The sequence below is a fragment of the Arcobacter ellisii genome (assembly GCF_003544915.1).
GTDB lineage: Bacteria > Campylobacterota > Campylobacteria > Campylobacterales > Arcobacteraceae > Aliarcobacter > Aliarcobacter ellisii.
On record NZ_CP032097.1, the window covers coordinates 2,099,343 to 2,122,382 of the forward strand.

Annotated in this window: 19 protein-coding genes and 1 tRNA gene; 13 read left to right on the top strand and 7 right to left on the bottom strand. The window is 26.5% G+C overall.

What is annotated here, in order from left to right; all coding sequences use genetic code 11:
• Positions 1 to 3 precede the first annotated feature (3 nt).
• From AELL_RS10630 to AELL_RS10645, 4 genes are all read right to left on the bottom strand, one after another.
• Positions 4 to 951 (bottom strand): imelysin family protein, encoded by a 948-nt coding sequence (locus AELL_RS10630; protein ID WP_118917938.1) that lies wholly within the window; start codon positions 949 to 951, stop codon positions 4 to 6.
• Positions 951 to 2,342 (bottom strand): di-heme oxidoreductase family protein, encoded by a 1,392-nt coding sequence (locus AELL_RS10635; RefSeq protein WP_118917939.1) that lies wholly within the window; start codon positions 2,340 to 2,342, stop codon positions 951 to 953. Before AELL_RS10635 ends, AELL_RS10630 begins: the two co-directional genes overlap by 1 nt.
• The gene (locus AELL_RS10640; protein ID WP_192941193.1) at positions 2,320 to 3,669 is read right to left on the bottom strand and encodes an imelysin family protein; all 1,350 of its coding nucleotides are present in this window, start codon (positions 3,667 to 3,669) and stop codon (positions 2,320 to 2,322) included. The genes AELL_RS10635 and AELL_RS10640 overlap by 23 nt, the downstream gene beginning before the upstream one ends.
• A 101-nt stretch (positions 3,670 to 3,770) precedes the next feature.
• Positions 3,771 to 5,840 carry a hypothetical protein gene (locus tag AELL_RS10645; RefSeq protein WP_118917941.1) on the bottom strand — a complete coding sequence of 690 codons (2,070 nt, stop codon included), beginning with the start codon at positions 5,838 to 5,840 and terminating at the stop codon, positions 3,771 to 3,773.
• A 179-nt stretch (positions 5,841 to 6,019) separates the two neighbouring features.
• On the opposite strand from AELL_RS10645, the gene AELL_RS10650 reads away from it, so the two are divergent.
• The 8 genes from AELL_RS10650 to AELL_RS10685 all read left to right on the top strand — a co-directional run bounded on the left by AELL_RS10650 (position 6,020) and on the right by AELL_RS10685 (position 16,003).
• Complete coding sequence (locus AELL_RS10650) at positions 6,020 to 6,334, top strand: F0F1 ATP synthase subunit C (RefSeq protein ID WP_014474953.1); 315 nt, start codon at positions 6,020 to 6,022, stop codon at positions 6,332 to 6,334.
• Positions 6,335 to 6,474: 140 nt separating this feature from the next.
• The gene (locus AELL_RS10655; protein WP_118917942.1) at positions 6,475 to 8,598 is read left to right on the top strand and encodes a methyl-accepting chemotaxis protein; all 2,124 of its coding nucleotides are present in this window, start codon (positions 6,475 to 6,477) and stop codon (positions 8,596 to 8,598) included.
• Between the two features lie 64 nt (positions 8,599 to 8,662).
• Positions 8,663 to 8,747, top strand: a tRNA-Leu gene (locus tag AELL_RS10660).
• A gap of 135 nt (positions 8,748 to 8,882) precedes the next feature.
• A complete protein-coding gene (gene katG, locus AELL_RS10665; protein WP_118917943.1) occupies positions 8,883 to 11,078 on the top strand; it encodes a catalase/peroxidase HPI in 2,196 nt (731 codons plus the stop codon).
• Between the two features lie 159 nt (positions 11,079 to 11,237).
• A complete protein-coding gene (locus AELL_RS10670) occupies positions 11,238 to 11,834 on the top strand; it encodes a peroxiredoxin (protein WP_118917944.1) in 597 nt (198 codons plus the stop codon).
• 18 nt (positions 11,835 to 11,852) lie between these two features.
• Positions 11,853 to 12,170, top strand: a complete 318-nt coding sequence (gene trxA / locus AELL_RS10675; protein ID WP_118917945.1) for a thioredoxin — start codon at positions 11,853 to 11,855, stop codon at positions 12,168 to 12,170.
• A gap of 115 nt (positions 12,171 to 12,285) precedes the next feature.
• Complete coding sequence (locus AELL_RS10680; RefSeq protein ID WP_118917946.1) at positions 12,286 to 14,175, top strand: mechanosensitive ion channel family protein; 1,890 nt, start codon at positions 12,286 to 12,288, stop codon at positions 14,173 to 14,175.
• Positions 14,168 to 16,003, top strand: coding sequence for a PAS domain-containing sensor histidine kinase (locus tag AELL_RS10685; protein ID WP_164967260.1), 1,836 nt, complete (start codon positions 14,168 to 14,170; stop codon positions 16,001 to 16,003). The genes AELL_RS10680 and AELL_RS10685 overlap by 8 nt, the downstream gene beginning before the upstream one ends.
• Positions 16,004 to 16,022: 19 nt before the next feature.
• On the opposite strand, the gene AELL_RS10690 is transcribed toward AELL_RS10685, so the two are convergent.
• Together AELL_RS10690 and AELL_RS10695 are read right to left on the bottom strand one after the other, a co-directional pair.
• Entirely contained in the window at positions 16,023 to 16,418 is a 396-nt protein-coding gene (locus AELL_RS10690; protein WP_118917948.1) for a hypothetical protein, read from the bottom strand.
• Positions 16,419 to 16,427: 9 nt separating this feature from the next.
• The gene (locus AELL_RS10695) at positions 16,428 to 16,742 is read right to left on the bottom strand and encodes a hypothetical protein (protein WP_118917949.1); all 315 of its coding nucleotides are present in this window, start codon (positions 16,740 to 16,742) and stop codon (positions 16,428 to 16,430) included.
• Positions 16,743 to 17,133: 391 nt separating this feature from the next.
• On the opposite strand from AELL_RS10695, the gene AELL_RS10700 reads away from it, so the two are divergent.
• The 4 genes from AELL_RS10700 (at position 17,134) to AELL_RS10715 (ending at position 20,874) form a co-directional block, all read left to right on the top strand.
• Complete coding sequence (locus AELL_RS10700; protein ID WP_118917950.1) at positions 17,134 to 17,352, top strand: XRE family transcriptional regulator; 219 nt, start codon at positions 17,134 to 17,136, stop codon at positions 17,350 to 17,352.
• Between the two features lie 74 nt (positions 17,353 to 17,426).
• Positions 17,427 to 17,726: a hypothetical protein gene (locus tag AELL_RS10705; protein ID WP_118917951.1), complete on the top strand. Its 300-nt coding sequence runs from the start codon at positions 17,427 to 17,429 to the stop codon at positions 17,724 to 17,726.
• Between the two features lie 21 nt (positions 17,727 to 17,747).
• Positions 17,748 to 18,983 (top strand): glutamate-5-semialdehyde dehydrogenase, encoded by a 1,236-nt coding sequence (locus AELL_RS10710; protein WP_118917952.1) that lies wholly within the window; start codon positions 17,748 to 17,750, stop codon positions 18,981 to 18,983.
• A 7-nt stretch (positions 18,984 to 18,990) separates the two neighbouring features.
• Positions 18,991 to 20,874 carry a glycoside hydrolase family 17 protein gene (locus AELL_RS10715; RefSeq protein WP_118917953.1) on the top strand — a complete coding sequence of 628 codons (1,884 nt, stop codon included), beginning with the start codon at positions 18,991 to 18,993 and terminating at the stop codon, positions 20,872 to 20,874.
• A gap of 34 nt (positions 20,875 to 20,908) precedes the next feature.
• Here the strand turns inward: AELL_RS10715 and AELL_RS10720 are convergent, their stop codons facing one another.
• A complete protein-coding gene (locus tag AELL_RS10720; protein ID WP_118917954.1) occupies positions 20,909 to 21,598 on the bottom strand; it encodes a hypothetical protein in 690 nt (229 codons plus the stop codon).
• 125 nt (positions 21,599 to 21,723) lie between these two features.
• Between AELL_RS10720 and ccoG the strand changes: the two genes are divergently transcribed.
• Positions 21,724 to 23,040, top strand: coding sequence for a cytochrome c oxidase accessory protein CcoG (gene ccoG, locus AELL_RS10725; RefSeq protein WP_118917955.1), 1,317 nt, complete (start codon positions 21,724 to 21,726; stop codon positions 23,038 to 23,040).

Below are 23,040 nucleotides of genomic sequence, written 5' to 3' on the forward strand. Positions count from 1 at the left end.
TAATTAATCTCCATCAGCATCTAAAACATCAGCTTGTAAACCAAGTTTTACTATCAATGATAAATAATAAGCATTATGCAACTCTCTTAAACTTGTAAATAACTCTTTTGCATTTAAAAAATCATCTTTTTTTAATTTTCTTAAGATTACTTTTGATTCATTTATTTTTAAAAGTGCTGTTTCTAACTCTTTTTGTGCATCCATTTTTTTAGAAATATCTGCAAATCCATAATAATTCTTCTTCTCTAAAATCTCTTTATGAGCATCTAAAATAGCATCTATTGCCTCAAAAGAGTTTTGACTTAAAAAATATTCTGCTCTTTCATTTTTTGCATCATTTTTATATTTTGAAGATAATCCAGCAGCATTTCCAACTCTCCACTCTTTTAGTCTATATGAACTTGCAATTAATGTATTAATAACTATTGCATTTTCAAGTTTTTCATCTTTTGGTTTAGAAGTTAAATACTCTTCATAAACACCTTTGATATCTTCTAAATGAGAAATCAATGAATCTAAAATAACTTTTGCTAACTCTTTTTCTCTTTTTGTAAGCTCTTTATCATTATATAAAACATACTCTAAAGCATTTACAGTTTTAAAAGAGTTTTTAAATAAAGCTGTTTTTGGCTCATCATTTGATTCAATTACTCTTTGCATTTGCGAGTTTAAATCCTCTTTTAGATTATTAAAAACATCCATATATCTTGGAGTATCTAAATAAGCATCATCTATTTCACCTGCGAAATATATAGCTTCAACTTTTTTCCATGATTTAATAAAATTTGTGAAATTTTTATCATTTATTTCAGTTTTTAAAGTTTGTGCATCTTTAATCGCTGTTTCTACATTTGGGATAGATATATTTTTAACTATATTTAAAAGTCCTCTATCTTGTGCAAATATCATTGATGTAGAAAAAAACATCAAAAATAAAATCTTTTTTATCATTATAATTCCTCTAAAAATTTAATCAATTTTTCTCTTTGTTCTTTTGGTAAATTCATATAGTTTTCTTTACTACTTTTTGCTTCACCACCATGCCATAAAATTGCCTCTTGGAAACTTCTTGCCCTTCCATCATGTAAAAGTCTAGGTTTCTCTTTATTTATTTTTTCATGAAGTGTTAATCCCCATAAAGGAGCTGTTCTCCACTCACTTCCTGATGCCATAAATTCAACTCTTCCATCAGCTAAATCTTCTCCCATATCATGTAATAAAAAATCAGAAAATGGTGATACTTTAAAACCATTTTTTGTATCAAAACTACTTATATGACATTTTGAACAAGAAATTGCTTCAAATAAAGCTAAGCCTTCTTCATACTCTTTTGTTTTTTTAGGTGAATATGCTTTTATATTTTTTAAATAAGAAGTAACCGCTTCTAATCTATCATCTGGTAAATCTATCTTATCTCTTGCTTTTGGGGCATCATTACACTCTTTTTGAAATTTTGTACAATTATCATCTGGAAAAATTGTTGTTGTTAATCCCATATCATTTACAGCCGCACCAGCAACTTGCTCTTTTAAAAAGGCAACACTTGCTTTCCAAGTATAAAGTCCTAGTTCAGTTTTTTTTGTAATATTTGAGTAAACGAAATTTGCTCGTCCAGATATTCCATCATTATTTGAATCATTTTCATCAACATTTGCCAAAATATCTTCATGGGAAATTAGATTTATTAAGCCCATACCATTTAAAGTTGGAGCTATTCTATATGAAATATTTGCATCTTTATGTAAATTTCCATAATTTAGATTTTCTAGATTATATTTTGGTTTAAGAAGAACCTGTTTTTCTCCATCGGGGAAATTTACTTCAATCTCATCAAAATCTATTTTGATTTTTCCTTCAAAATCTACTCCGAAAATTCCATTTATTGATAACTGATTTCCATAATTTGGTTCAGGAACAAAACCTTTATATTTTAAAAGTTCTTGATGTTCAAAACTATTATCAGATTTTATAGATAATCTTGCAACTAATGATCTTGAAGTCATATTTTGCTCTGCAATTAGAGTTCCTCTTCCATTTTTTGGATGACAATTTACACAAGTATTTGCATTAAAAAGTGGACCTAAACCATCACGTGCTGTTGTAACACTTGGTGCTTCAACCCAAGGAATTGAAAAAAAACTTCTTCCAAGAATAAATTCATCATACTCTTTATCATTTAATCCATCAATAGGTTTTAAAAGCAATGAACTATTTTTATTACTTGATAAAAATTTACTATCATCATTAACTGCAAAAAGCCCTGTAGCAAATATTGCTACAAGGCTTTTTAATAAAATTGTTTTTTTAACAAATAAAAAATTAGATTTTTGTTTCTTCAGCATCCGTTACATCTTCAGTAGTTAGACTAATTCCATTAGCAGCTGCAACATTTACCATTTCATCACCAAGTTTTCTCATCTCATTTTTAAGTTTTACAATAACTTTTGATTGTTCATTATCTGGTCTGATTTGATAATCAAAATGAGCTTTTGTTTTTGCAACTTCATCAATACTATTGATTTTATCTTCAATAGATGCCATTAATTTTTCAATTCTCTCTTTTGTCTCTTTATCAGTTGCATCTAAAAGAGCTTTTCCATATTTTTTACCATTATAAGTTGCTGTTAAAATATTTTTAAACCCTAAATAGTTTGTTACGATATCTCTGTGTGTATTATCTGAAAAACAAGAGTGTTCATCTTCTTCACTTGGAGTTAAAACAGCAACGGCAATTCTTTCATTTGCTAATTCAGATTTAATAAATACACCCATTCCTGCAATAATTTGTTTTAATGCCTCAGAACTTTCAATATTTTTTGAAGCTTCTTTACCTTTTAGCTCACCTTTTAAAGCAGCTTGGTATAAACCATTATTTCCTTTTACATTTTTTTCCCAAGCAGAAGTAATAACTGTTAAATCATCAACTAATTTTGTTGTTACTGCTTGTAAATAAGCTAATCTTCTTTTTGCATTTTTATCTGTAGTAAAATCTGTAAGAGCTCTTTGACCAGCTGTCATTGCACCTTTTGTTATACCATCTGTCATAAAATTAGAATAATCTTGGTCTTGTCCCCATAATAAAAATTCAATTGCATGATAACCAGTTGAAACATTTGCATCACCACCATTTTCATTTAATTCAGTTAAAGCATCAGCTGTGATTTTTGTTACATCAACTTCTTTTGACTCTTCTCCACCTGGATTAAATTTTCCAACCGTATCAATAATATTTCCACTAGTTAATTTTCCATCAGCATCAACTGTATAATCAATCATATTTTCATCTAATGGCCAAGCATTAATTTGTCCTTCTAATGAACCATAAGCTTCAGCAACCCATCCTTCTTCTGCATCAACAGGACCATTTGCAAGTCTAAAGATTTCAGTTTGTCCATAAGATTCTCTTGATTCTAACCAAGCTTTTTTTGCCATATCAAGATTTGCTTGTGTAGGATTTTTACTAAATGTATCAATTGCAGTTTTTAAAGCTTTTGCATCTTTTAACGCATCACTATAATTTGCTAAAGCAATATCTGAATAAGCTTCTAAGATAGATTTTACTTGAGTTACTTCAAGTTTTTTTGGTTCAGTATTAGTTGCAGCATTTGAAGTTAAAGCAATTGCAGCAACAACAGAAAACGAAACTAACACTTTTTTAGTTAAATTCATAATCTAATTCCTTTTGTTAATTTTAATATTAATTATCATAATGAATTAAATCAAAAAAAAACTTTATCCTCTCTTAAAGTGATAATTATTATCATAAATATTTAGAATATATTTTTTAAGTTGTTTATAATATCTTTTGTCTTCTCGTCTTTTATCTTTTCATCTAAAACTTTGTTTAGTTTTTCTTCTATTTTATCCCTATTTTTTTCTACTTCATTTTTTAATAACTCTTTTGTATCTAAACCAATATTTGGTTTTTTCATATCACCTTTTAGTGTAATTACAAAATTATTATCTTTAATTTTAGTATTTAATTTTGCATCAATTAGATTTTTATCAAAATCCAAAAATGCATCATCAGCTTGAATTTGTGTATTTTTACTTTGCATATTTAGATTTGAAACAAACTGTTTTTCATTTATATTACTCTCTATTTTAACCGTTTCATATATCTCTTTTGTTAAGTCAAATTTTGCTAATTGACTAATAATATTTGAGTAATCATTTGGTAAAAAATGACCATTTAGAAGATTTGCATTTAATTTACCTTTTTTTATAGCTAAATCATATTGAAGGTCAAAATTTGCCTTTGAATCAAATATCTCTGGTTTATTCATTTTATATAATAAATCTTTCATATTTGCATTATCTAATTTCAAATTAAAAATGTCATTTTTTAAATTAAAATTTAAAGTTCCACCAACTATATTTGAATTACCAGTTAAAAAAAGATTTTTATCTAAAGATTTAACTTCCCCTTTTAAATCAAGTTCTCCTCTTAAATCACTTTTTGTTAAACCTTTTATTTTTTCCAAAGCTAAAATATTTAATACATAATCACTATTAAATGATTTATCACTCAAATTATAAATTGCTTTTTCTAAATTTAGTTTTCCAATATTTGATAAAACTTCAACTTTTGAAATAGCTTGATTTGGAACTAATGAAGTATTAATTGTAGAATCAAAAGTTATAACATCTGTTAATTCTTGTTTATAAACCGCATTTACAACTTCATTTATAATCTTTGCATTTGATATTTTTGAAACAATTAATCCATTTAATTTATCTAAAGAACTATCTTTAATTTGCCCTTTTACATTAAAATCACCTATTAAATAAACTGGCTCATTTAACATATGTAAAAGTTTTTCAATTTTTGCATTTTCAATTTTAAAATCAACATTTTGAGCTACAAAATCTTTTAACTCTAATTTATAATTAGTTGTACTTTCAAAAATATTTGAATTTCCATTTATTGAAATAAGAGAGTTTTCCATTGAAACTTTACCAATATTTGAAAACTCTGCATTTAATTTTCTACCAAGAACACCTTCTAATCTATTTAGATTTTTTACATCAATTTTATAATCACTAAAAAAATTCTTATTGTTTAAATCTATTATAGTTTTATCTAAAAAAATATCTGCGATTGAAGTTAATAATTCTGATTTTACCTCCGCCTTATTTCCTAATAAAGAAGCATTTATATCCCCTTGAAAGTTTATTGGTGAAGATAAAGTTTGATTGAACTCTTTATTTATAACATCATTGTTTAATATACCTTTTGTCATATTTGCCACAAAAATACCATCAAGATTATTTATATCTATGTTTTTTATGTTTGCATTTATATTTAAAGTACCTTTTAAATATTCAGGTTTATTTATTAAACTTAACAGCTCTTCAATTTTTGCTTCTTTTAAATCAAGTTGTATATTATTTATTTCAAATTTATTTAGATTGATATAATATTTAGTTTGGCTACTTGCAAGATTTGAAAATCCTTGAATAATCGCTTCTTGTTTATTCCCTTTAAAAATACCATTTGTATAAAATTTTCCTTTTAAATCTTGATGTATTAAATTTTTTAGTGTTGATAAATTTTCAATTTTTATATCATATTTTAAATCTACACTCTTTTTAAATATAGATAAATCACCAGAAATATTTATATAAGAATCATCATTAATAACGGCATTAAAATCAATAGTTTTTAGTGTCAATATAAAATTATTTACTTTTAGTTTTACTTTTTCTTGCTCATTATTTACTTTACTCTCTATGTATGAAGAGATAATGCTATTTCCGTATTTTGTGAATAAAATTCCGTATATTGAACCTATAATTAAAATAATTAAAATTGTTAGAGAAAAAAATAATTTTTGCATAAGAATAAACCTTTTGATAAAGTGAGAAAATTATAACAAATTGTTTATAAAATAACTATTTTAAATTGTTTTAGCTTATTTTTAGTTTTATTTTTTTATAATCTCGTCCAACAAAGTGTTTAGTAGGGATACGCAAGCCGAACAGACTTTGGAAATAAAAACTTATATAAGGAAAAGAAATGAAAAAAATCGTTCTTTTAATGCTAGCTATCGCTGGTTTTGCATTCGCTGCTGATGAAGCTGTTGTAAATGAAACTTTAAAAGCATACTCTGTAGTTGCTGCTGGAATTGGATTAGGTCTTGCTGCGCTTGGTGGTGCTATTGGTATGGGTAATACTGCTGCTGCAACTATTGCTGGTACTGCTAGAAACCCAGGTTTAGGTGGAAAATTAATGACTACTATGTTCATTGCTTTAGCGATGATTGAAGCTCAAGTTATTTATGCACTTGTTGTTGCTATGATTGCATTATATGCAAATCCATTTTTAGGGTAATCTTTAAATCTACAGATTTAATAAATACTTTAAAGGGTCAAGAAGTTTTCTTCTTGACCCTTTTTTTTTATCTAAATTTTGACACCTTTTTGACACTCTTTAAAAGTAAAATTTCTTTTATAATGTAAAAAGGAAAAAAATTGAAAAGCACAACTATCAAAAACAAACTTCTTGTTTTGACTCTTTTTAGTGTTTCTATCTCATTTCTTATATTAGGATTTTACAATACATACAATAATTATAGTTCCGAATATAATTTAATTAAACAAAAAGAGTTAGATTTAGCACAAGAAACTTCAAAATCAATCAACAACTACTTACAATCAAAAATTGATATTGTTGAAGCAGTTGCACACGAGGTATCATCATTAAATTTAGATGTAAAAAATAAAGAGATTATTGATAAATTAAGACTAGGAAATTTATCAGGAAAGTTTTCAGGATTATATCTTGGAATTGAAGAAAATGGAAATTTTTTACAATATGACGCTACTTTTAGAACACCTCAAACACATGATTATGATTCAAGAAAAAGACCTTGGTATAAAAAAGCTGTTGAGACAAATAAAGTAGGAATTAGTGAACCTTACATTGATTATTCTACAAAAAAACTGGTTATTTCAGTATCTGCACCTATAAAAAAAGATGGAAAAATAATTGGAGTAATTGGTTCTGATATTGCTCTTGATACTGTTGTAAATACAGTTTTAAATATAAATCTTAATGAAGAGGGTTTTGCTTATTTAACAGATTTTGAAGGAAAAACTATAATTCATAAAGATGAAAAAGAGCTTGAAAAACAAAATGAAATTTATGCACAAGTAAAATCAAATAATAGTTTACATTTTGGTGAGGCTTTACTTAATAACAATCCCCAATTAATTGCATATAGTAATATTCCTATTACAAATTGGAAATTAGTGATTCAACTTGATAAAAATGCTATTTCTAAAAAAATCAATGAAAATCTAATCAAAGAGATATTTTTATATGTTTTTTTACTGATAATTATTCTTGGAATTTTATTTTATGCTTTAGTTAAAATTTTATCTCCTTTAAAAACTTTTGAAGAGGGGTTAAACTTTTTCTTTAAATATTTAAAAGGTGAAGAAAAAAATATCATAAAACTAAATATCAATACAAATGATGAATTAGGGAAAATGGCTTTAGAAATTGATAAACAAATGGAAATAATTGCCAAAAATCTTGAAGAAGACAAAGCTTTAATAAATGAAGTTAAGATGATTGTAAATAGAGTTAAAGAGGGAAATTTAGATTTACAAATAAAACAAAAAAGCTCAAATGAATCACTTAATGAATTAAAAAGTATGTTAAATGATATGATAAAAACAATAAGTTTAAATGTAAATCAAGATATTAATACTATTTTAGTTTCACTTGAAGAATACTCAAAATTAGATTTTGTTAAAAATATTTCAAATCCAACAGGTAATGTTGCAATTGGTTTAAATAACTTATCAAACATAATAAATCAAATGTTACAAGAAAATAAATCAAATGGTCTTGTTTTAGATAAAAGTTCAAATCTTTTACTAAATAATGTAAATTTATTAAATAAAACTTCTAATGAAACAGCTGTTGCTTTAGAAGAAACAGCAGCTGCACTAGAAGAGATTACAAGTACAGTAATAAATAATACAGAAAGAATTTCAATAATGGCAAACCATTCAAAAGAGCTTTCAATCTCAATTGAAGATGGTCAAAAACTTGCAAATATTACAGTTGAATCAATGGATTCAATAAATGAACAAACTCAGGCAATTGCAGAGGCAATTACAATTATTGACCAAATAGCATTTCAAACTAATATTTTATCTTTAAATGCAGCCGTTGAAGCTGCAACTGCTGGTGAAGCTGGACGAGGATTTGCTGTTGTTGCACAAGAAGTTAGAAATCTAGCTTCACGTTCAGCAGAAGCTGCTCGTGAGATAAAAGAGCTTGTTGAAAATGCAACAAATAAAACAAATAGTGGTAAAAAAATTGCTGATGATATGATAAAAGGATATGTTAAATTAAAAGAAAACATATCTAAAACAACTGAAGTAATTCATGATATTTCTATCTCTTCAAAAGAACAAAGAACAAGTATAGAACAGATAAATGATGTAATTACAAAACTAGATAGACAGACTCAAAATAATGCTTCAATCGCAAATGAAACACATGATATTGCAATAAATACTTCAAATATTGCACAAAAAATATTAGAAACAGTTAATCAAAAAAAATTTAGAAATAACTAAATCTACTTATCATAATACTTGATATGAATTTAAGTATTATGATAGTAACATTTCAACTCTATTTGCGGTTATGGTGGAACGGTAGACACACTACCTTGAGGTGGTAGCGCCCTACGGGTGTGCGAGTTCAAATCTCGCTAACCGCACCACAAAAAAACTCAAAATTTATTCAATAAAAAATCTTTAAAAATAATAATTATCATTTAACTTATTTTTTAGTTTCATTATGCAAGACTTAATCAATGATTTTAATAAATCAAAATCTTGTTTTTAAGGGGTGTATTATGGGTGGTAAATGTCCAATAACAGGGCTTGGTGGTAATCCAACAACAAGTAACAAAGGTACATACAATAAAGATTGGTGGCCAAATCAGCTAAACTTAAAAATTCTTTCTCAACAATCAAATAAAGTTAATCCTTTAGGAGATAATTTTAATTATGCAGAAGAGTTTAAAAAATTAGATTATGATGCTTTAAAAAAAGATTTAACAGATTTAATGACAAATTCTCAAGATTGGTGGCCTGCTGATTATGGGCATTATGGACCACTATTTATTAGAATGGCTTGGCATAGTGCAGGAACTTATAGAACAGGTGATGGTAGAGGTGGAGCTGCAACTGGAAATCAAAGATTAGCTCCTTTAAATAGCTGGCCTGATAATGCAAACTTAGATAAAGCAAGAAGACTTTTATGGCCAATTAAACAAAAATATGGGAATAAAATCTCTTGGGCAGATTTAATGATACTTGCTGGAAATGTTGCTTTAGAATCAATGGGATTTAAAACATTTGGATTTGCAGGTGGAAGAGTTGATGTTTGGGAACCTGAAGAAGATATTTACTGGGGAAATGAAAAAGAGTGGCTTGCTACAAGTGATAAAGAAAATAGTAGATATTCAGGAGATAGAGATTTAGAAAATCCTCTTGCTGCTGTTCAAATGGGATTGATTTACGTAAATCCAGAAGGTCCAGATGGAGAACCAAATATTCTAGCTTCTGGAAAAGATATAAGAGAAACTTTTGCAAGAATGGCAATGGGAGATAAAGAGACTGTTGCTCTTGTTGCAGGTGGGCATACTTTTGGTAAATGTCATGGTGCAGGAAGTGCCTCAAATGTTGGACCAGAACCTGAAGCAGAAGGAATTATTGCACAAGGTCTTGGTTGGCTAAGTAAATTTCTAAGTGGAAAAGGTGATGATACAATCACAAGTGGAATAGAAGGTTCTTGGACAGCAAACCCAACAAGATGGGATAATGAATATTTTGATATTTTATTTGGATATGAATGGAATCTTGAAAAATCTCCTGCTGGTGCTTGGCAATGGACTCCAATTAATCCAAAAGAAGAACATCTTGCGCCATCAGCTCATAATCCAAATAAAAAAGTTAAAACTATTATGACAACAGCTGATATGGCTATGAGAATGGATCCAATTTATGGACCTATTTCAAAAAGATTCCATGAAAATCCAGAAGAATTTGCTGATGCATTCGCACGTGCATGGTTTAAACTAACACATAGAGATTTAGGACCAAAATCAAGATATTTAGGACCAGAAGTTCCAAAAGAAGATTTAATTTGGCAAGATATTATTCCAAAAGTTGATTATGAATTAATAGATGATAATGATATAGAAAAATTAAAAACAACAATTTTATCTTCAGGATTAACTATTTCTCAACTTGTTTATACAGCTTGGGCATCTGCTTCAACATATAGAGATTCTGACAAAAGAGGTGGAGCAAATGGTGCTAGAATTAGACTTGCTCCACAAAAAGATTGGGAAGCAAATCAAGGTACAAGTGTAGTTATTTCTAAACTTGAAGAGATTCAAAAAGAGTTTAATAATTCAAATTCTAAAAAAGTTTCTCTTGCTGATTTAATAGTTCTAGCAGGAAGTGCTGCTGTTGAAAAAGCTTCAAAAAATGCAGGTTTTGATATAAAAGTTCCATTTAATCCAGGAAGAACAGATGCTACTCAAGAACAAACACATATTGAATCTTTTTCACATTTAGAACCAATTGCAGATGGATTTAGAAACTATCAAAAGAAAAAATATGCAGTTAGTGCAGAAGAATTATTGATTGATAAAGCTCAACTTTTATCTCTTACTGCTCCTGAAATGACAGTTTTAGTTGGAGGAATGAGAGTTCTTGGTGCAACTTATAATAATTCTTCAAAAGGTGTTTTCACTTATAGAGTTGGTACATTAACAAATGATTTTTTTGTAAATCTTCTTGATATGAATAATGTTTGGAAAAGTGTTAATGAAGAGGAAGAGGAGTTTGAAGCTAAAACAAGAACAATGAGTGAAGTTAAATTTACAGCAAGTAGAGTTGACTTAGTATTTGGTTCAAATTCTCAATTAAGAGCAATAGCAGAAGTTTATGCACAAGAAGATGCAAAAGAGAAGTTCGTAACTGATTTTGTTGCAGCTTGGACAAAAGTTATGAATCTTGATAGATTCGATTTAAAATAAGTAAAAGGGTTTCCCTTTTACTTAAAAAAATAACAAACTTTTCCTCATTGGAAAAAAATTTTCCAATAATAACTATTATTAATTAATATTTAAGTTTATTCCTATATAATTTCACTACAAAATATATAAAAATTTATAAAATAAAAAAGGATTTAAAAAATGTTAGTTACAAAAAAAGCTCCAGATTTTACAGCAACAGCTGTACTTGCAGATGGTCAAATAGTTGAAGATTTTAATTTATATAAAAATATTGGGAAAAAAGGTGCAGTATTATTTTTCTGGCCTTTAGATTTTACTTTCGTTTGTCCATCAGAAATCATAGCTTTCTCAAAAAGAGTTGATGAGTTTAACTCAAGAGGAATTCAAGTAATTGGTTGTTCAGTTGATTCACAATTTTCTCACTTTGCTTGGAGAGAAACAGCAGTTGAAAATGGTGGAATTGGAAGAGTTAAATTCCCAATGGTTGCTGATTTAAGTAAACAAATTTCAAGAGATTATGATGTTTTATTTGGTGAATCAGTTGCATTAAGAGGTTCATTCTTAATTGATGCAGATGGAACAATTAGACATGCAGTTATCAACGATTTACCACTTGGAAGAAATGTAGATGAAATGATTAGAATGGTAGATGCTATGTTATTTACAAATGAGCATGGTGAAGTTTGTCCTGCTGGTTGGGCAAAAGGTGATGAAGGTATGAAAGCAGATACTGCTGGTGTTGCAGAATACTTAGCTAAAAATGAAAATAAATTATAAAAAATAGGAATAATTATTATGGGAAAATATATAGAATTAAATCAAAATAGTATGGAAGAAACAATTAAAGAAGGAGTTTCTTTAGTTGATTTTTGGGCACCTTGGTGTGGACCTTGTAGAATGATAGCTCCTGTTATAGACCAACTTGCAGTTGAGTTCGAAGGAAAAGCAAAAATTTGTAAAGTAAATACAGAAGAAGAGCCTGAGTTAACGGCACAATATCAAGTACGTTCAATTCCAACAATTCTTTTCTTTAAAGATGGAAAAATAGTTGAGCAATTAATTGGTGCTACAAATAAAGCTACACTAGAAGAAAAAATAAATAAATACTTATAAAATCTAAAATAGCTAAAGACACTTTTGTCTTTAGCTAAATCCTCTTTCAATAAACTAAGTTAAGTTTAACTAATTATAAAAATACTATAATTTCCAAAATCTATAAAGGAATTTTATGTCAAAACTCTATAAAAATTTATTTATAATTTTATTTCTACCCCTTTTAATATTTGCTGAAGATATTCAAACTCCAACTACACCTGTTAAACTTTTAATAAAAGAGAGTCAACAAACAACAACTCTAAAAGCTGAACAAACTAATACTAAAGAAGTTAGTCAAAGTATTGAAGAACAAATTGATTCACAAACTAAATTATTAGAGGAAATAATCAATAATATAAATAATGAATCTTATTTAACTACATTGCCTGAAAAAAATTATTATGATAATGAGATTAATTTTTTAACAAATAGAATAAATGCAAATAATCTTCAAGGAAATTCACTTGCTGTAAAAAGAGATGAGATTAAACTTGAATTTTTAAAAGAAAAAGCAACTTATGAAACAACTTTAAAAAATATCATTATTGGAAAACAAGAGTTTAAAAATAAAAAATATTTTGAAGAACTTTTAGATACAAATATAAAATTTATTCAAACTTTTAATTTAGATGAGTATAAATTTTTATATGATAGTGAATTAAAAAATGTAAATACAAACAAAGTCTCTTCTGATTTGGTTGATAATTATATTGAACTTTACAATCAAAAACATACTCAACTTTTTGTTTTACAATATTTATATTCAAATATACAAAAATTTAGAGCTTCAAACTTTTTTATTGATGAATTTAATCTTAAATATTTTATGAACAAAATTGATAATATAAAAGGTATCTCTTTTGTATCTTCATTAACTTCTTATCATTTTAATTTTTCAATTGGTGAACTAACTATTGCTTTATTAATAATTCTATTTTTTAGATTAATTAATAGATATCTAATAGTTTTAATCACAAACTTTTTATCAAAATTTTTTATCAAAAACAATAAAAAGAATTTAGAAGAGAATATTTTATATCATATAAAAGATGCCATAAATACACCATTAATTTATAGTTTATATCTTTTTTCTATTCAACTTTCAATGTTTATTTTAGTAAAAGACCAAACTTTTATAAACAATTTAATGCCTTGGATAAATACAATTTATATGGCTTTATTAACATGGGCAATTTATGCAATTTTAGATAATAGTATCTCTATATATGCACAAAATCTACTTGAAAAATATCAAAATGTAAGAAAAGAGATGATTGTTTTTATTTTAAAAATAATCAAAGTAATGTTAATTTTGATAGTTGTTTTATTTTTATTTACTCAACTTGGAATTGATGTAAAAGCTATTGCTGCTTCTCTTGGAGTTGGAGGTATTGCTATCGCACTTGCTGCTAAAGATACTTTAGCAAACTTCTTTGCTTCATTAAATATTATGACTGATAACTCTTTTTCTCAAGGTGATTGGATTAGAACAGATGATTTTGAAGGAACAGTTGTTGATATTAGAATGAGAACAACAAGAATTAGAACCTTTGATAATGCAATGATTACTGTTCCAAACTCACAAATTGCAAATGCTCACATTATGAATTGGTCAAAAAGAATAATTGGAAGAAGAATAAAAATGAGTATTGGAATAACTTATGAAAGCAAAATGGAAGATATTATTAGATTAAAACACGACATTCAAGATATGTTATTAAATCATCCAAAAATCGCATCTAATAAAACAATAAATATTTCAAAAACAAAAGCTTTTGAAGCCATAAAAAAAGAGGATTTAGAAGGAATAAAAAATACTCTATTAGTTTTTATTGATGAATACTCTAGTTCATCAATTGATATTTTAATTTACTGCTTTTCTAAAAGTCCAGTTTGGGAAGAGTGGCTTGAAACAAAAGAGGAAGTTATAATTGAAATTGCAAAACTTGTAGAAAAAAACAACTGCGAATTTGCCTACCCTACTCAAACCCTTCATTTAAAAAATGAAGAAAAATATGAATAAATATGAATATAAAAACCAACTTGAGACTTTACAAGAATTGGCTCATATTGGTCTTTGGGAATTTGATTTAACAACAAAAACTTTGACTTGGTCAAATGAAATATATAATATTTTTGAAATGGATAATAAAACATTTATTCCAACTTATGAAGATTTTTTTAAAATAGTTCATCCAGAAGATAAAGAACTACTAGAAAATGCTTATCTTAACTCTTTAAAAACAAAAGAAAAATTTAAAATTAATCATAGATTACTGATGAATGATGGAAGAGTTAAATACGTAGAAGAGTCAGGTAATACACTTTTTGATGAAAAAGGAAATCCTCTTATATCAAGAGGTACTGTTCAAGATATAACTGAATTATCACTAGCAAAAATAGAAGCACAAAATGAACATAATAAATTAAAAGCCATTTTAGAAAATATTCCTGATTTATTATGGATAAAAGATGTAAATGGAGTTTATATCACTTGTAACAAAAGATTTGAGGATTTTTTTGGAGCTAAAGAAAAAGATATTATAAACAAAACAGATTATGATTTTGTAGATAAAAAACTTGCAGATTTTTTCAAAGAGCATGACATAAAAGCCATGAATTCAAAAAAACCTTTATCTAATTTCGAAGATATTACTTTTGCAAGTGATGGACATAAAGAATATTTACAATCTATTAAATCAAAAGTTATCGATTCAAATGGTAATATCCTTGGAGTTTTAGGTATTGGTAGGGATTTAACTGAACTTAGAGATAAAGAAGTTAAACTAACTGAACAACAAGAAGAGTTACAATCTATTTATAACACAACAAAAGATGGTTTGGCAATAGTTGACATGAAAACTAATTTTGTTAAAGTAAATAAAGCATATTGTGAAATAACAGGACTTAGTGAAGAAGAACTATTAGGAACTTCTTGTTTAGCTCTTAGTGACCCACAAGATAGAGAAAGAGTAAGTGCTATTATGAATGAATTTATGCAAAAAGGTGTTATAGATAATTTTGAAAAGGTTTGTATAATAAAAAATAAAAGAATAAATGTTACTTTATCTGCTTCATGGATGCCTGACAAAAAACATATTCTTTTAAGTATGAAAGATATTACAAAAAATAAACTTTTTGAAGAACAAAGTAAATTAGCTGCAATGGGTGAGATGATAGGAAATATAGCTCATCAGTGGAGACAACCTTTAAGTGTTATTACAACTATCTCAAGTAATATCAAACTTCGTAGTGAATATGACCAATTAGAAGATTATGATATTGAATCTGATATGAATATCATAATGCAACAAGCACAATATTTATCAAAAACTATTGATGATTTTAGAAACTTTATAAGAAATACAAAAGATGTTCATAAATTAAGTTTAAAAGATACTATTGAAAAAACTTTATCGATTTTGCACTCAGCAATGATTAATAACTCTATTACAATAATAACTGACTTAAAAGATGATATCGAAATTGAAGGTTATGAAAATGAATTAATCCAATCATTTATCAATATAATTAATAATGCAAAAGATGCTGTAAAAGAAAATGTAAAAAATGATGAAAAATTAATTTTTATAGATACAAAAAAAGAGGATTCTTCTTTAATTATTACCATAAAAGATAATGGAGGTGGAATTTCTGATAATATAATTCATAGAATATTTGAGCCTTATTTTACAACAAAAAATAAAACTGTAGGAACAGGGATTGGTCTTTCTATGACTTATAAAATGATAACTGAAAGACATAATGCATCAATTGATGTTTATAATGAAGAGTATATTTACAACAATAAAAATTACAAAGGTGCTTGCTTTAAAATAACTTTTAAATAAAAATTATTGGTAGAAATTTTTATTTTTCTACCAATAAATCAGCCTTAGAACGAATCTTCTTTTTATATAAAAACTCTTTTTCTCGCTCTGTAAACTTTTCTTCTTTTATTGGTTGGCATACTTTTTCTTTTTTTTCTTTTTTTACTTTTTTCTCTTCAATTTTTTCTTCATTTTTAAACATTGTTAAAAGTAGATATATTGAAAAAACTAAATTAAAAATAATAATCACCCATTTTGAAATAAGAGCAATTTCTAAATATTGAAGTTTATCTTTTAGTTTTAAATATTCAACAACATCACCATAAATTATATTTGCAAATAGAGCAATAATTAAAAGAAGTGCAACAAAAGTAACTCTTTTTCTAAATTTGAATAAATAGTACCAAAAAACTGCAGATTTTACTTGCTTGAACATTTTTAATTCCTAAACAAAAAAGTTTAAACCTAAAGCTGCAAGTGCAACCACTAAAGATTTTGTTTTTAAATCATCAACTATTTTTCTCTCTTCATCTGCAATAATTATTTCTAATTCTTCATCACTATAATCATCAAAAGTTTTATGATTTTCAACTAGTCTAGCTTTTGTTGCAAGAACTGCTTTTTCTCTGATTTTTGAATTTATTGCATCTTTTAGTTGTTGGCTTTTTATTTTTGGATAATCAAAAGCTTTCGTAGCATTTTCACTTGCTAAATTTATTAACTTATTAGAATTCTCTTTTAATTTATCTTTTATTCCCATATTTTTTTCCATTAAAATTTATTTTATTCTAGCATTTAACAATTAACAAAGTTTTAAAAAGTGATTTTTTATGAAGATAAAGAGATTAAATAATGGCTTTAAATAGCCATTATTTATAAAAAGTTTTCTAAATTTTAGAAAACAACTTTAAAGAATATACTCCCAACGTGGATAAGCTGCTGCTATTGCTTTCATTTCATCAAATTTGAATACTTTGATAATTTTGAATCTTCCACTTGTTAAAAATGCTTTTATTCTCATTTTTGAATCCTAGTATTTTCGTAAGTAAATAATATTAAATTTTAAATAATAATATACTTAAATAATATATATTTTTATATATTTTTTTAAATTTTATGATATACTTTTGCATATTATTTTTGGAAGCAAGATGGATAAGGATAATTTTAAATTATTATTAAAAAAAGCAAATTTTAATAAACGCACATTTTCAGAGCATTTAGGCTTAAAATATCAAAGTGTAAATTCGTGGGGAAACAACGGAAGAAATGTTCCTTATTGGGTTGAGTCTTGGCTACATTTGTATATTGACAACAACAAATGTAAACAAATAAAAGATATGTTAAAAGATAGTGGTATTTGTAAATAAAGAAAAAAGCCTGAACAAAGGCTTTTTTAAGTATACTATGCGCGAATAAATAAATTATTATAAAGGGAAAATTATTGGAAGCACAATATGAAAAAATCATTGTACTAATTATTGTAATTACAGCTTCAGCAATGACATGGAAAATGGTAAAAGATTTTTATAGCACAAAATTTCATAAAATTTTTGCCCATTTAATAGCAGTAATAACAGGTTCTTTTATGCTGTTATCTTCGATGATTCTATTTGTACCTAAAAACTATCAAAGAGGCGCTGGCCCCGAAGTAGAACTAACTTTTGTAGGTGTTTTAACTGTAGTTGTAATGTTAGCAGTTTTATATCTATTCTTCAAATATATACCAAATAACAAAAAATAAATTTTAATTGTAGGAATTACTATGCAAGCATTTTTAGAAGAGGCTAAAAAATCTAGCCGAACTATTGCAAATCTAAGTACTGCTGTAAAAAATAAAGTTTTAAACGAAATGGCAGATGCTTTAATGAATCATTGTGATTTTATAATATCTCATAATGAAAAAGATATGAGTGAAGCAAGATTAAATAATCTAGGTGAAGCTTTACTTGATAGATTACTTTTAACTGGTGATAGAGTAAAAGATATGGCTAATGCAATTAGACAAATTGCATCTCAAGCAGAACCAGTTGGAAGAATACTTGATGGTTGGGTTACAAAAGATGGATTAAATATTCAAAAAGTATCTATACCAATTGGAGTAATTGGGATTATTTATGAAAGCCGACCAAATGTTACAAGTGATACAGCAGCTTTATGTTTTAAAAGTGGAAATGTATGTGTTTTAAAAGGTGGGAAAGAAGCTGAACACTCAAATAAAGCAATTGCAATGGTTTTAAGAGAAGTTTTAACAAAAAATAGACTTCCAGAACAAGCTATTTCACTTTTACCTGATTCAAGTAGAGAAGGTGTTGCAAAACTTATAAAACAAGATAAATATGTTGATTTAATTGTACCACGTGGTGGAGAAGCATTAATAAGATTTGTAAGTGAAAATTCATCAATTCCAGTAATAAAACATGATAAAGGAATTTGCCATATTTATATCGATAAAGATGCAGCTGCTGCTAAAATCATTGATATTGTAATTAATGCAAAATGTCAAAGACCAAGTGCTTGTAATTCAATAGAGACTTTACTAATTCACGAAGATATAGCTCCATATATCATAAATGGTTTAGAAGATGCATTTTTAGAAATGGGAACTATTTTAAAAGGTTGTGCAGAAACTTTAAAATATATCAAAGTAATTCCAGCAACTTTAGAAGATTTTGATACAGAATATTTAGCAAATATCTTAAATATTAAAATTGTAAAAAATATCGATGAAGCAATCACACATATTCAAAGACACGGTTCAGGTCACTCTGAATCAATTTTAAGTGAAAACTACACAACTGTAAATAAATTTTTAAGTGAAGTTGATGCAGCTTGTGTTTATGCAAATGCAAGTACAAGATTTACAGATGGTGGAGCATTTGGACTTGGAGCTGAAGTTGGAATTTCTACAAATAAACTTCATTCAAGAGGACCAATGGGAATAAATGATTTAACAACTTTTAAATATAAAGTTTATGGTTCAGGTCAAATTAGAAATTAGGAAAAAAATGAAAAAAATATTTTTAACACTTTGTAGTGTTTTTGTTGCTCTACTTTTTTGGTATTATTTAGGAGCTAAAGCTATATTAAAAGATGATTCAAACTCTTTTTCTAAACTTCAATGTGTTTCTTACGCACCTTTTGCAAAAGATGAATCACCTTTTTTATTTGATAAAGGTTTAGTAATTTCAGAAGAGAACGTAAGAAATGATTTAAAACTTCTTTCAAAATATACTACTTGTATTAGAACATACTCAACTGTTGGTTTAGAAATGGTTCCAAAAATAGCACGTGAGTTTAATCTTCAAATGCTAATGGGAGCTTGGGTTAGTTCTGATGAAAAACAGACAAAAGATGAAATTTCAACTCTAATTAAATTAGTAAATGAAAATCCTGAAGTTGTAAGAGCAGTAATTGTTGGGAATGAAGTTTTATTAAGAGGAGATATCTCTGATAAAAAACTTTATGAATATATAAAAGAGGTAAAATCAGCTCTTCCAAACACAAAAGTAACTTATGCAGATGTTTGGGAATTTTGGATTAAACACCCAAGTATCAAAGAAGTAACTGATTTTGTAACTATTCATATTTTACCTTATTGGGAAGATGACCCAATGAATATAAATGAGTCAATCAAACATTTAGCTGAAGTTAGACACGAAGTTGAAGGAATTTTAGGAACTTCTGATATTTTAATTGGAGAAACAGGTTGGCCAAGTGAAGGAAGAATGAGAGAAGATGCCTTCCCGAGTAAAATCAACCAAGCAAAATTTGTAAGAGATTTTGTCTCTTTAGCTCAAGAAAAAAATTGGAACTACAACATTATTGAAGCATATGATCAACCTTGGAAAAGAGCTAGTGAAGGTGCTGTTGGAGGATTTTGGGGATTATTTGACAAAGATAGACTTGATAAAAATGTTTTTGCAGGTGATGTTTCAAACTTCCCAAATTATAAATATTTAGCATTTGGTTCGTTAGTTTTAATCCTTGCTTTTTCTTTATTATTAAGAAACAAAGATATTTCAACTAAAAAAATCTTCTTATTTAGTGTTGTAAATACTTCTTTTGCAATACTTTATATGTTACAAGTTGAACAATATAATATTATCGCTAGAAATTATTTAGAATTTTCTTGGGCAATAATTGTATTATTAACACAAATTTTTGTTTATTATTTTATGCTTTCATATATCATAAAAGAGAAAAAAACAGATGTTATTCCAAGTATCTTATTCTATTTAGCTTCGTTTATTGCTTTTATTTTAACTATGAATTTAGCATTTAATGGAAGATATGAAAACTTTGAAATTTATGGATTTATCATTTTAGCTATTTCATTTATTTGGTTATATAAAAATCAATATGAAAAATTAAATTTCGGTAAATTTGAAAAAGTATTAGCTTTAGTTTTAGTTATTGGTTCAATTATTACAATCTACAACGAAACTTTTTTAAATATTTTCTCTAATATTTGGGTTATTTTAGCATTAGTTTTTGCTTATATTTTAAATAAAGGTACAAACAAAAATATCTCTTTATGTGATTTAAAAAGCTTAGCAATTTATACTTTAGTATTTGCAGCAATATTTATTGGTTTTAAATATGGATTTGTATCAAATAAAGCTTTAGCAACACAATGTAATTTAGATTCATCATCTTTATCTTGTGGAATAAAAGATTTAATGGGAGCAGCTGTTTATTTTGGTTATATAGGATTTATTACTATTTTAGTAACGGTAATTGCATTTATAGCAAATAAAAAATCTTACTCTTTAATTGCCCTATTCTTTAGTGTAGGTTCATTAATTCTTACAAATACTTTCTTAGGTTCGATTTCATTTTTAATAGCAGTTTATCTTCTTACAAAAGATGAAACAAAAAGTTTAAATTAGATTTTAATTAGAAGATTGTGCTTTTGCACAATCTTTATTTTTTAGGTGCTTTCATCATCTCACCCATCATTTTTTCTTGTTCAGGAGAAATGTTTGGAAACTCACCTTCACCATCACCAATAATCTCTTCAATTGGTTTTACAGGAAATGAAGGAAGTTTAAATTTATCATCTTTTATATCTATATTAAAAACAGCAAATTTTGCTTGTTGAATTTGAACAATTCCTAAAGATTGACTAACTTGTTTTAAAGGAACTGTATTATAAACCCAGATTTTATCTTCTCCTAATTGCCAAACTTCACATTTGTAACCTAAAATCTCTTCTGTTCCAAGATTTTTTGCACCCATTTGAATAAATGCTTCATAAGTTTTGATATTTTGTATTGGATTTTCTTCATCTAAAACTAATTTTTGAGAATAAATAACCTCATCATTAAAATCAACCGTAAGAAGTTTTTCATTTACAATTTTTGAGATAGTTCTTTCTTCTTCTTTTTCTCCCATTATTGTTTGAATAATTCTTTCATCTGTTAATTCAAGATTTCCAAAATCTTTAAAATACAACTTACTAGTTCCACTTATTGTGTCGCCTTTAGCTCCACCTTCTGTGTTTCCTATTATTTCATATTCAACAATACCTGATTTAATGTTATATCTATTTGCTGCAAATAAATCAACAAAACCTACTAACAAAAATATAAGTATATATCTTATTTTTCCCACTTTCTTTTCCTCTTATAAATTGGCGGAATTATACAGCTAATAAAAAAAATATGCAATATATTTTTTACATACCACCAAATAAACACCATTTTTATTTAAGATAAAAAAAACAAAAGGAGTTTTATATGTCTTATACTAAAAAAAGATATTTAGTATATTTTATTAGCACAATTTCAATAATGCTAATACCTTTTATAACAATAAATGACAACCACTTATTATTGTTATCTTTTGACAAATTACAATTTCATTTTTTAGGAATTGTGTTTAATGTTAGTGAACTTTATGTAATGCCATTTTTACTAATGTTTTTATTTATTGGTATTTTTGCTATTACTTCAATGCTAGGAAGAATTTGGTGTGGCTGGTTATGTCCACAAACTATTTTTAGAGTAATTTATAGAGACTTAATCGAAAGTACAATTCTAGATTTAAGAAAAATCAAAAACAAACAAAAAGAGATAGATTATAATAAAGGTTCAAATAAAATAAAAAAATATATATCTTTAATTTTATGGGCAGTTATAACATTAATCATCTCTTGTAATTTTATGTTATATTTTGTTCCACCTGAAGATTTTTTTGTTTATATACAAGAGCCATTAAATCATAGTTTTATGATTTTATTTATAATCAGTATTGCCCTATTTTTATTTTATGATATTGTTTTTATGAAAGAAAATTTTTGTGTATTTGTTTGTCCATACTCAAGAATACAATCTGTTTTATATGATAACAACACAAAACAAGTAACTTATGATTTTACTCGTGGTGGAAAAGTTTATGAAAATGGAAATAAATCTATTTTTAAAGTTAAAGATTGGAGTAATAACGAAGAGTGTACAACTTGTGAAGCTTGTGTAAAAGTTTGTCCAACTCATATAGATATTAGAAAAGGTTTACAAGTTGAGTGCATAAATTGTCTTGAATGTAGTGATGCCTGTGCAAGTGTTATGGGAAAACTTGGAAAAATATCTTTAATAAATTGGGGAAGTACAAACAAAGTTATAAATAAACAAAATGTTTCACTTTTCACAAAAAGAAATGTTACTTATTTTGTATCTTTGTTTTTATGTCTATTTTTAGCTTTTTATTTTTCACTTGAAAAAGAGGATTTTTTAGTAAATGTAAATAAAACAACAGAGCTTTATAAACAAAATGAAGAGGGTATTGTTTCAAATAACTATATTTTAACTATTCATAATACAAAAGATGAAACTTTAACTTTTGATATAAAATTAAAAGATGAAAAAAATTATAAAATCAAAAGATTTGAAAAGTTCTCTTTAGTTGCTGGTGCAAAAACAAAAAAAATATTGATAATCGAAACTTCTAAAGATTATGATAAAAATATAACAAAAAATTCAAATATAACTATTGAGATATTTTCACAAGATAATAGATATAAAATCACTAAAAATATATCTTTTGTTCATCCATAA

Coding starts and splice junctions, on each gene's coding strand:
- AELL_RS10630 (WP_118917938.1), bottom strand. CDS start 951: ATGATAAAAAAGATTTTATTTTTGATGTTTTTTTCTACATCAATGATA.
- AELL_RS10635 (WP_118917939.1), bottom strand. CDS start 2,342: ATGCTGAAGAAACAAAAATCTAATTTTTTATTTGTTAAAAAAACAATT.
- AELL_RS10640 (WP_192941193.1), bottom strand. CDS start 3,669: ATGAATTTAACTAAAAAAGTGTTAGTTTCGTTTTCTGTTGTTGCTGCA.
- AELL_RS10645 (WP_118917941.1), bottom strand. CDS start 5,840: ATGCAAAAATTATTTTTTTCTCTAACAATTTTAATTATTTTAATTATA.
- AELL_RS10650 (WP_014474953.1), top strand. CDS start 6,020: ATGAAAAAAATCGTTCTTTTAATGCTAGCTATCGCTGGTTTTGCATTC.
- katG (WP_118917943.1), top strand. CDS start 8,883: ATGGGTGGTAAATGTCCAATAACAGGGCTTGGTGGTAATCCAACAACA.
- AELL_RS10670 (WP_118917944.1), top strand. CDS start 11,238: ATGTTAGTTACAAAAAAAGCTCCAGATTTTACAGCAACAGCTGTACTT.
- trxA (WP_118917945.1), top strand. CDS start 11,853: ATGGGAAAATATATAGAATTAAATCAAAATAGTATGGAAGAAACAATT.
- AELL_RS10680 (WP_118917946.1), top strand. CDS start 12,286: ATGTCAAAACTCTATAAAAATTTATTTATAATTTTATTTCTACCCCTT.
- AELL_RS10685 (WP_164967260.1), top strand. CDS start 14,168: ATGAATAAATATGAATATAAAAACCAACTTGAGACTTTACAAGAATTG.
- AELL_RS10690 (WP_118917948.1), bottom strand. CDS start 16,418: ATGTTCAAGCAAGTAAAATCTGCAGTTTTTTGGTACTATTTATTCAAA.
- AELL_RS10695 (WP_118917949.1), bottom strand. CDS start 16,742: ATGGGAATAAAAGATAAATTAAAAGAGAATTCTAATAAGTTAATAAAT.
- AELL_RS10700 (WP_118917950.1), top strand. CDS start 17,134: ATGGATAAGGATAATTTTAAATTATTATTAAAAAAAGCAAATTTTAAT.
- AELL_RS10710 (WP_118917952.1), top strand. CDS start 17,748: ATGCAAGCATTTTTAGAAGAGGCTAAAAAATCTAGCCGAACTATTGCA.
- AELL_RS10715 (WP_118917953.1), top strand. CDS start 18,991: ATGAAAAAAATATTTTTAACACTTTGTAGTGTTTTTGTTGCTCTACTT.
- ccoG (WP_118917955.1), top strand. CDS start 21,724: ATGTCTTATACTAAAAAAAGATATTTAGTATATTTTATTAGCACAATT.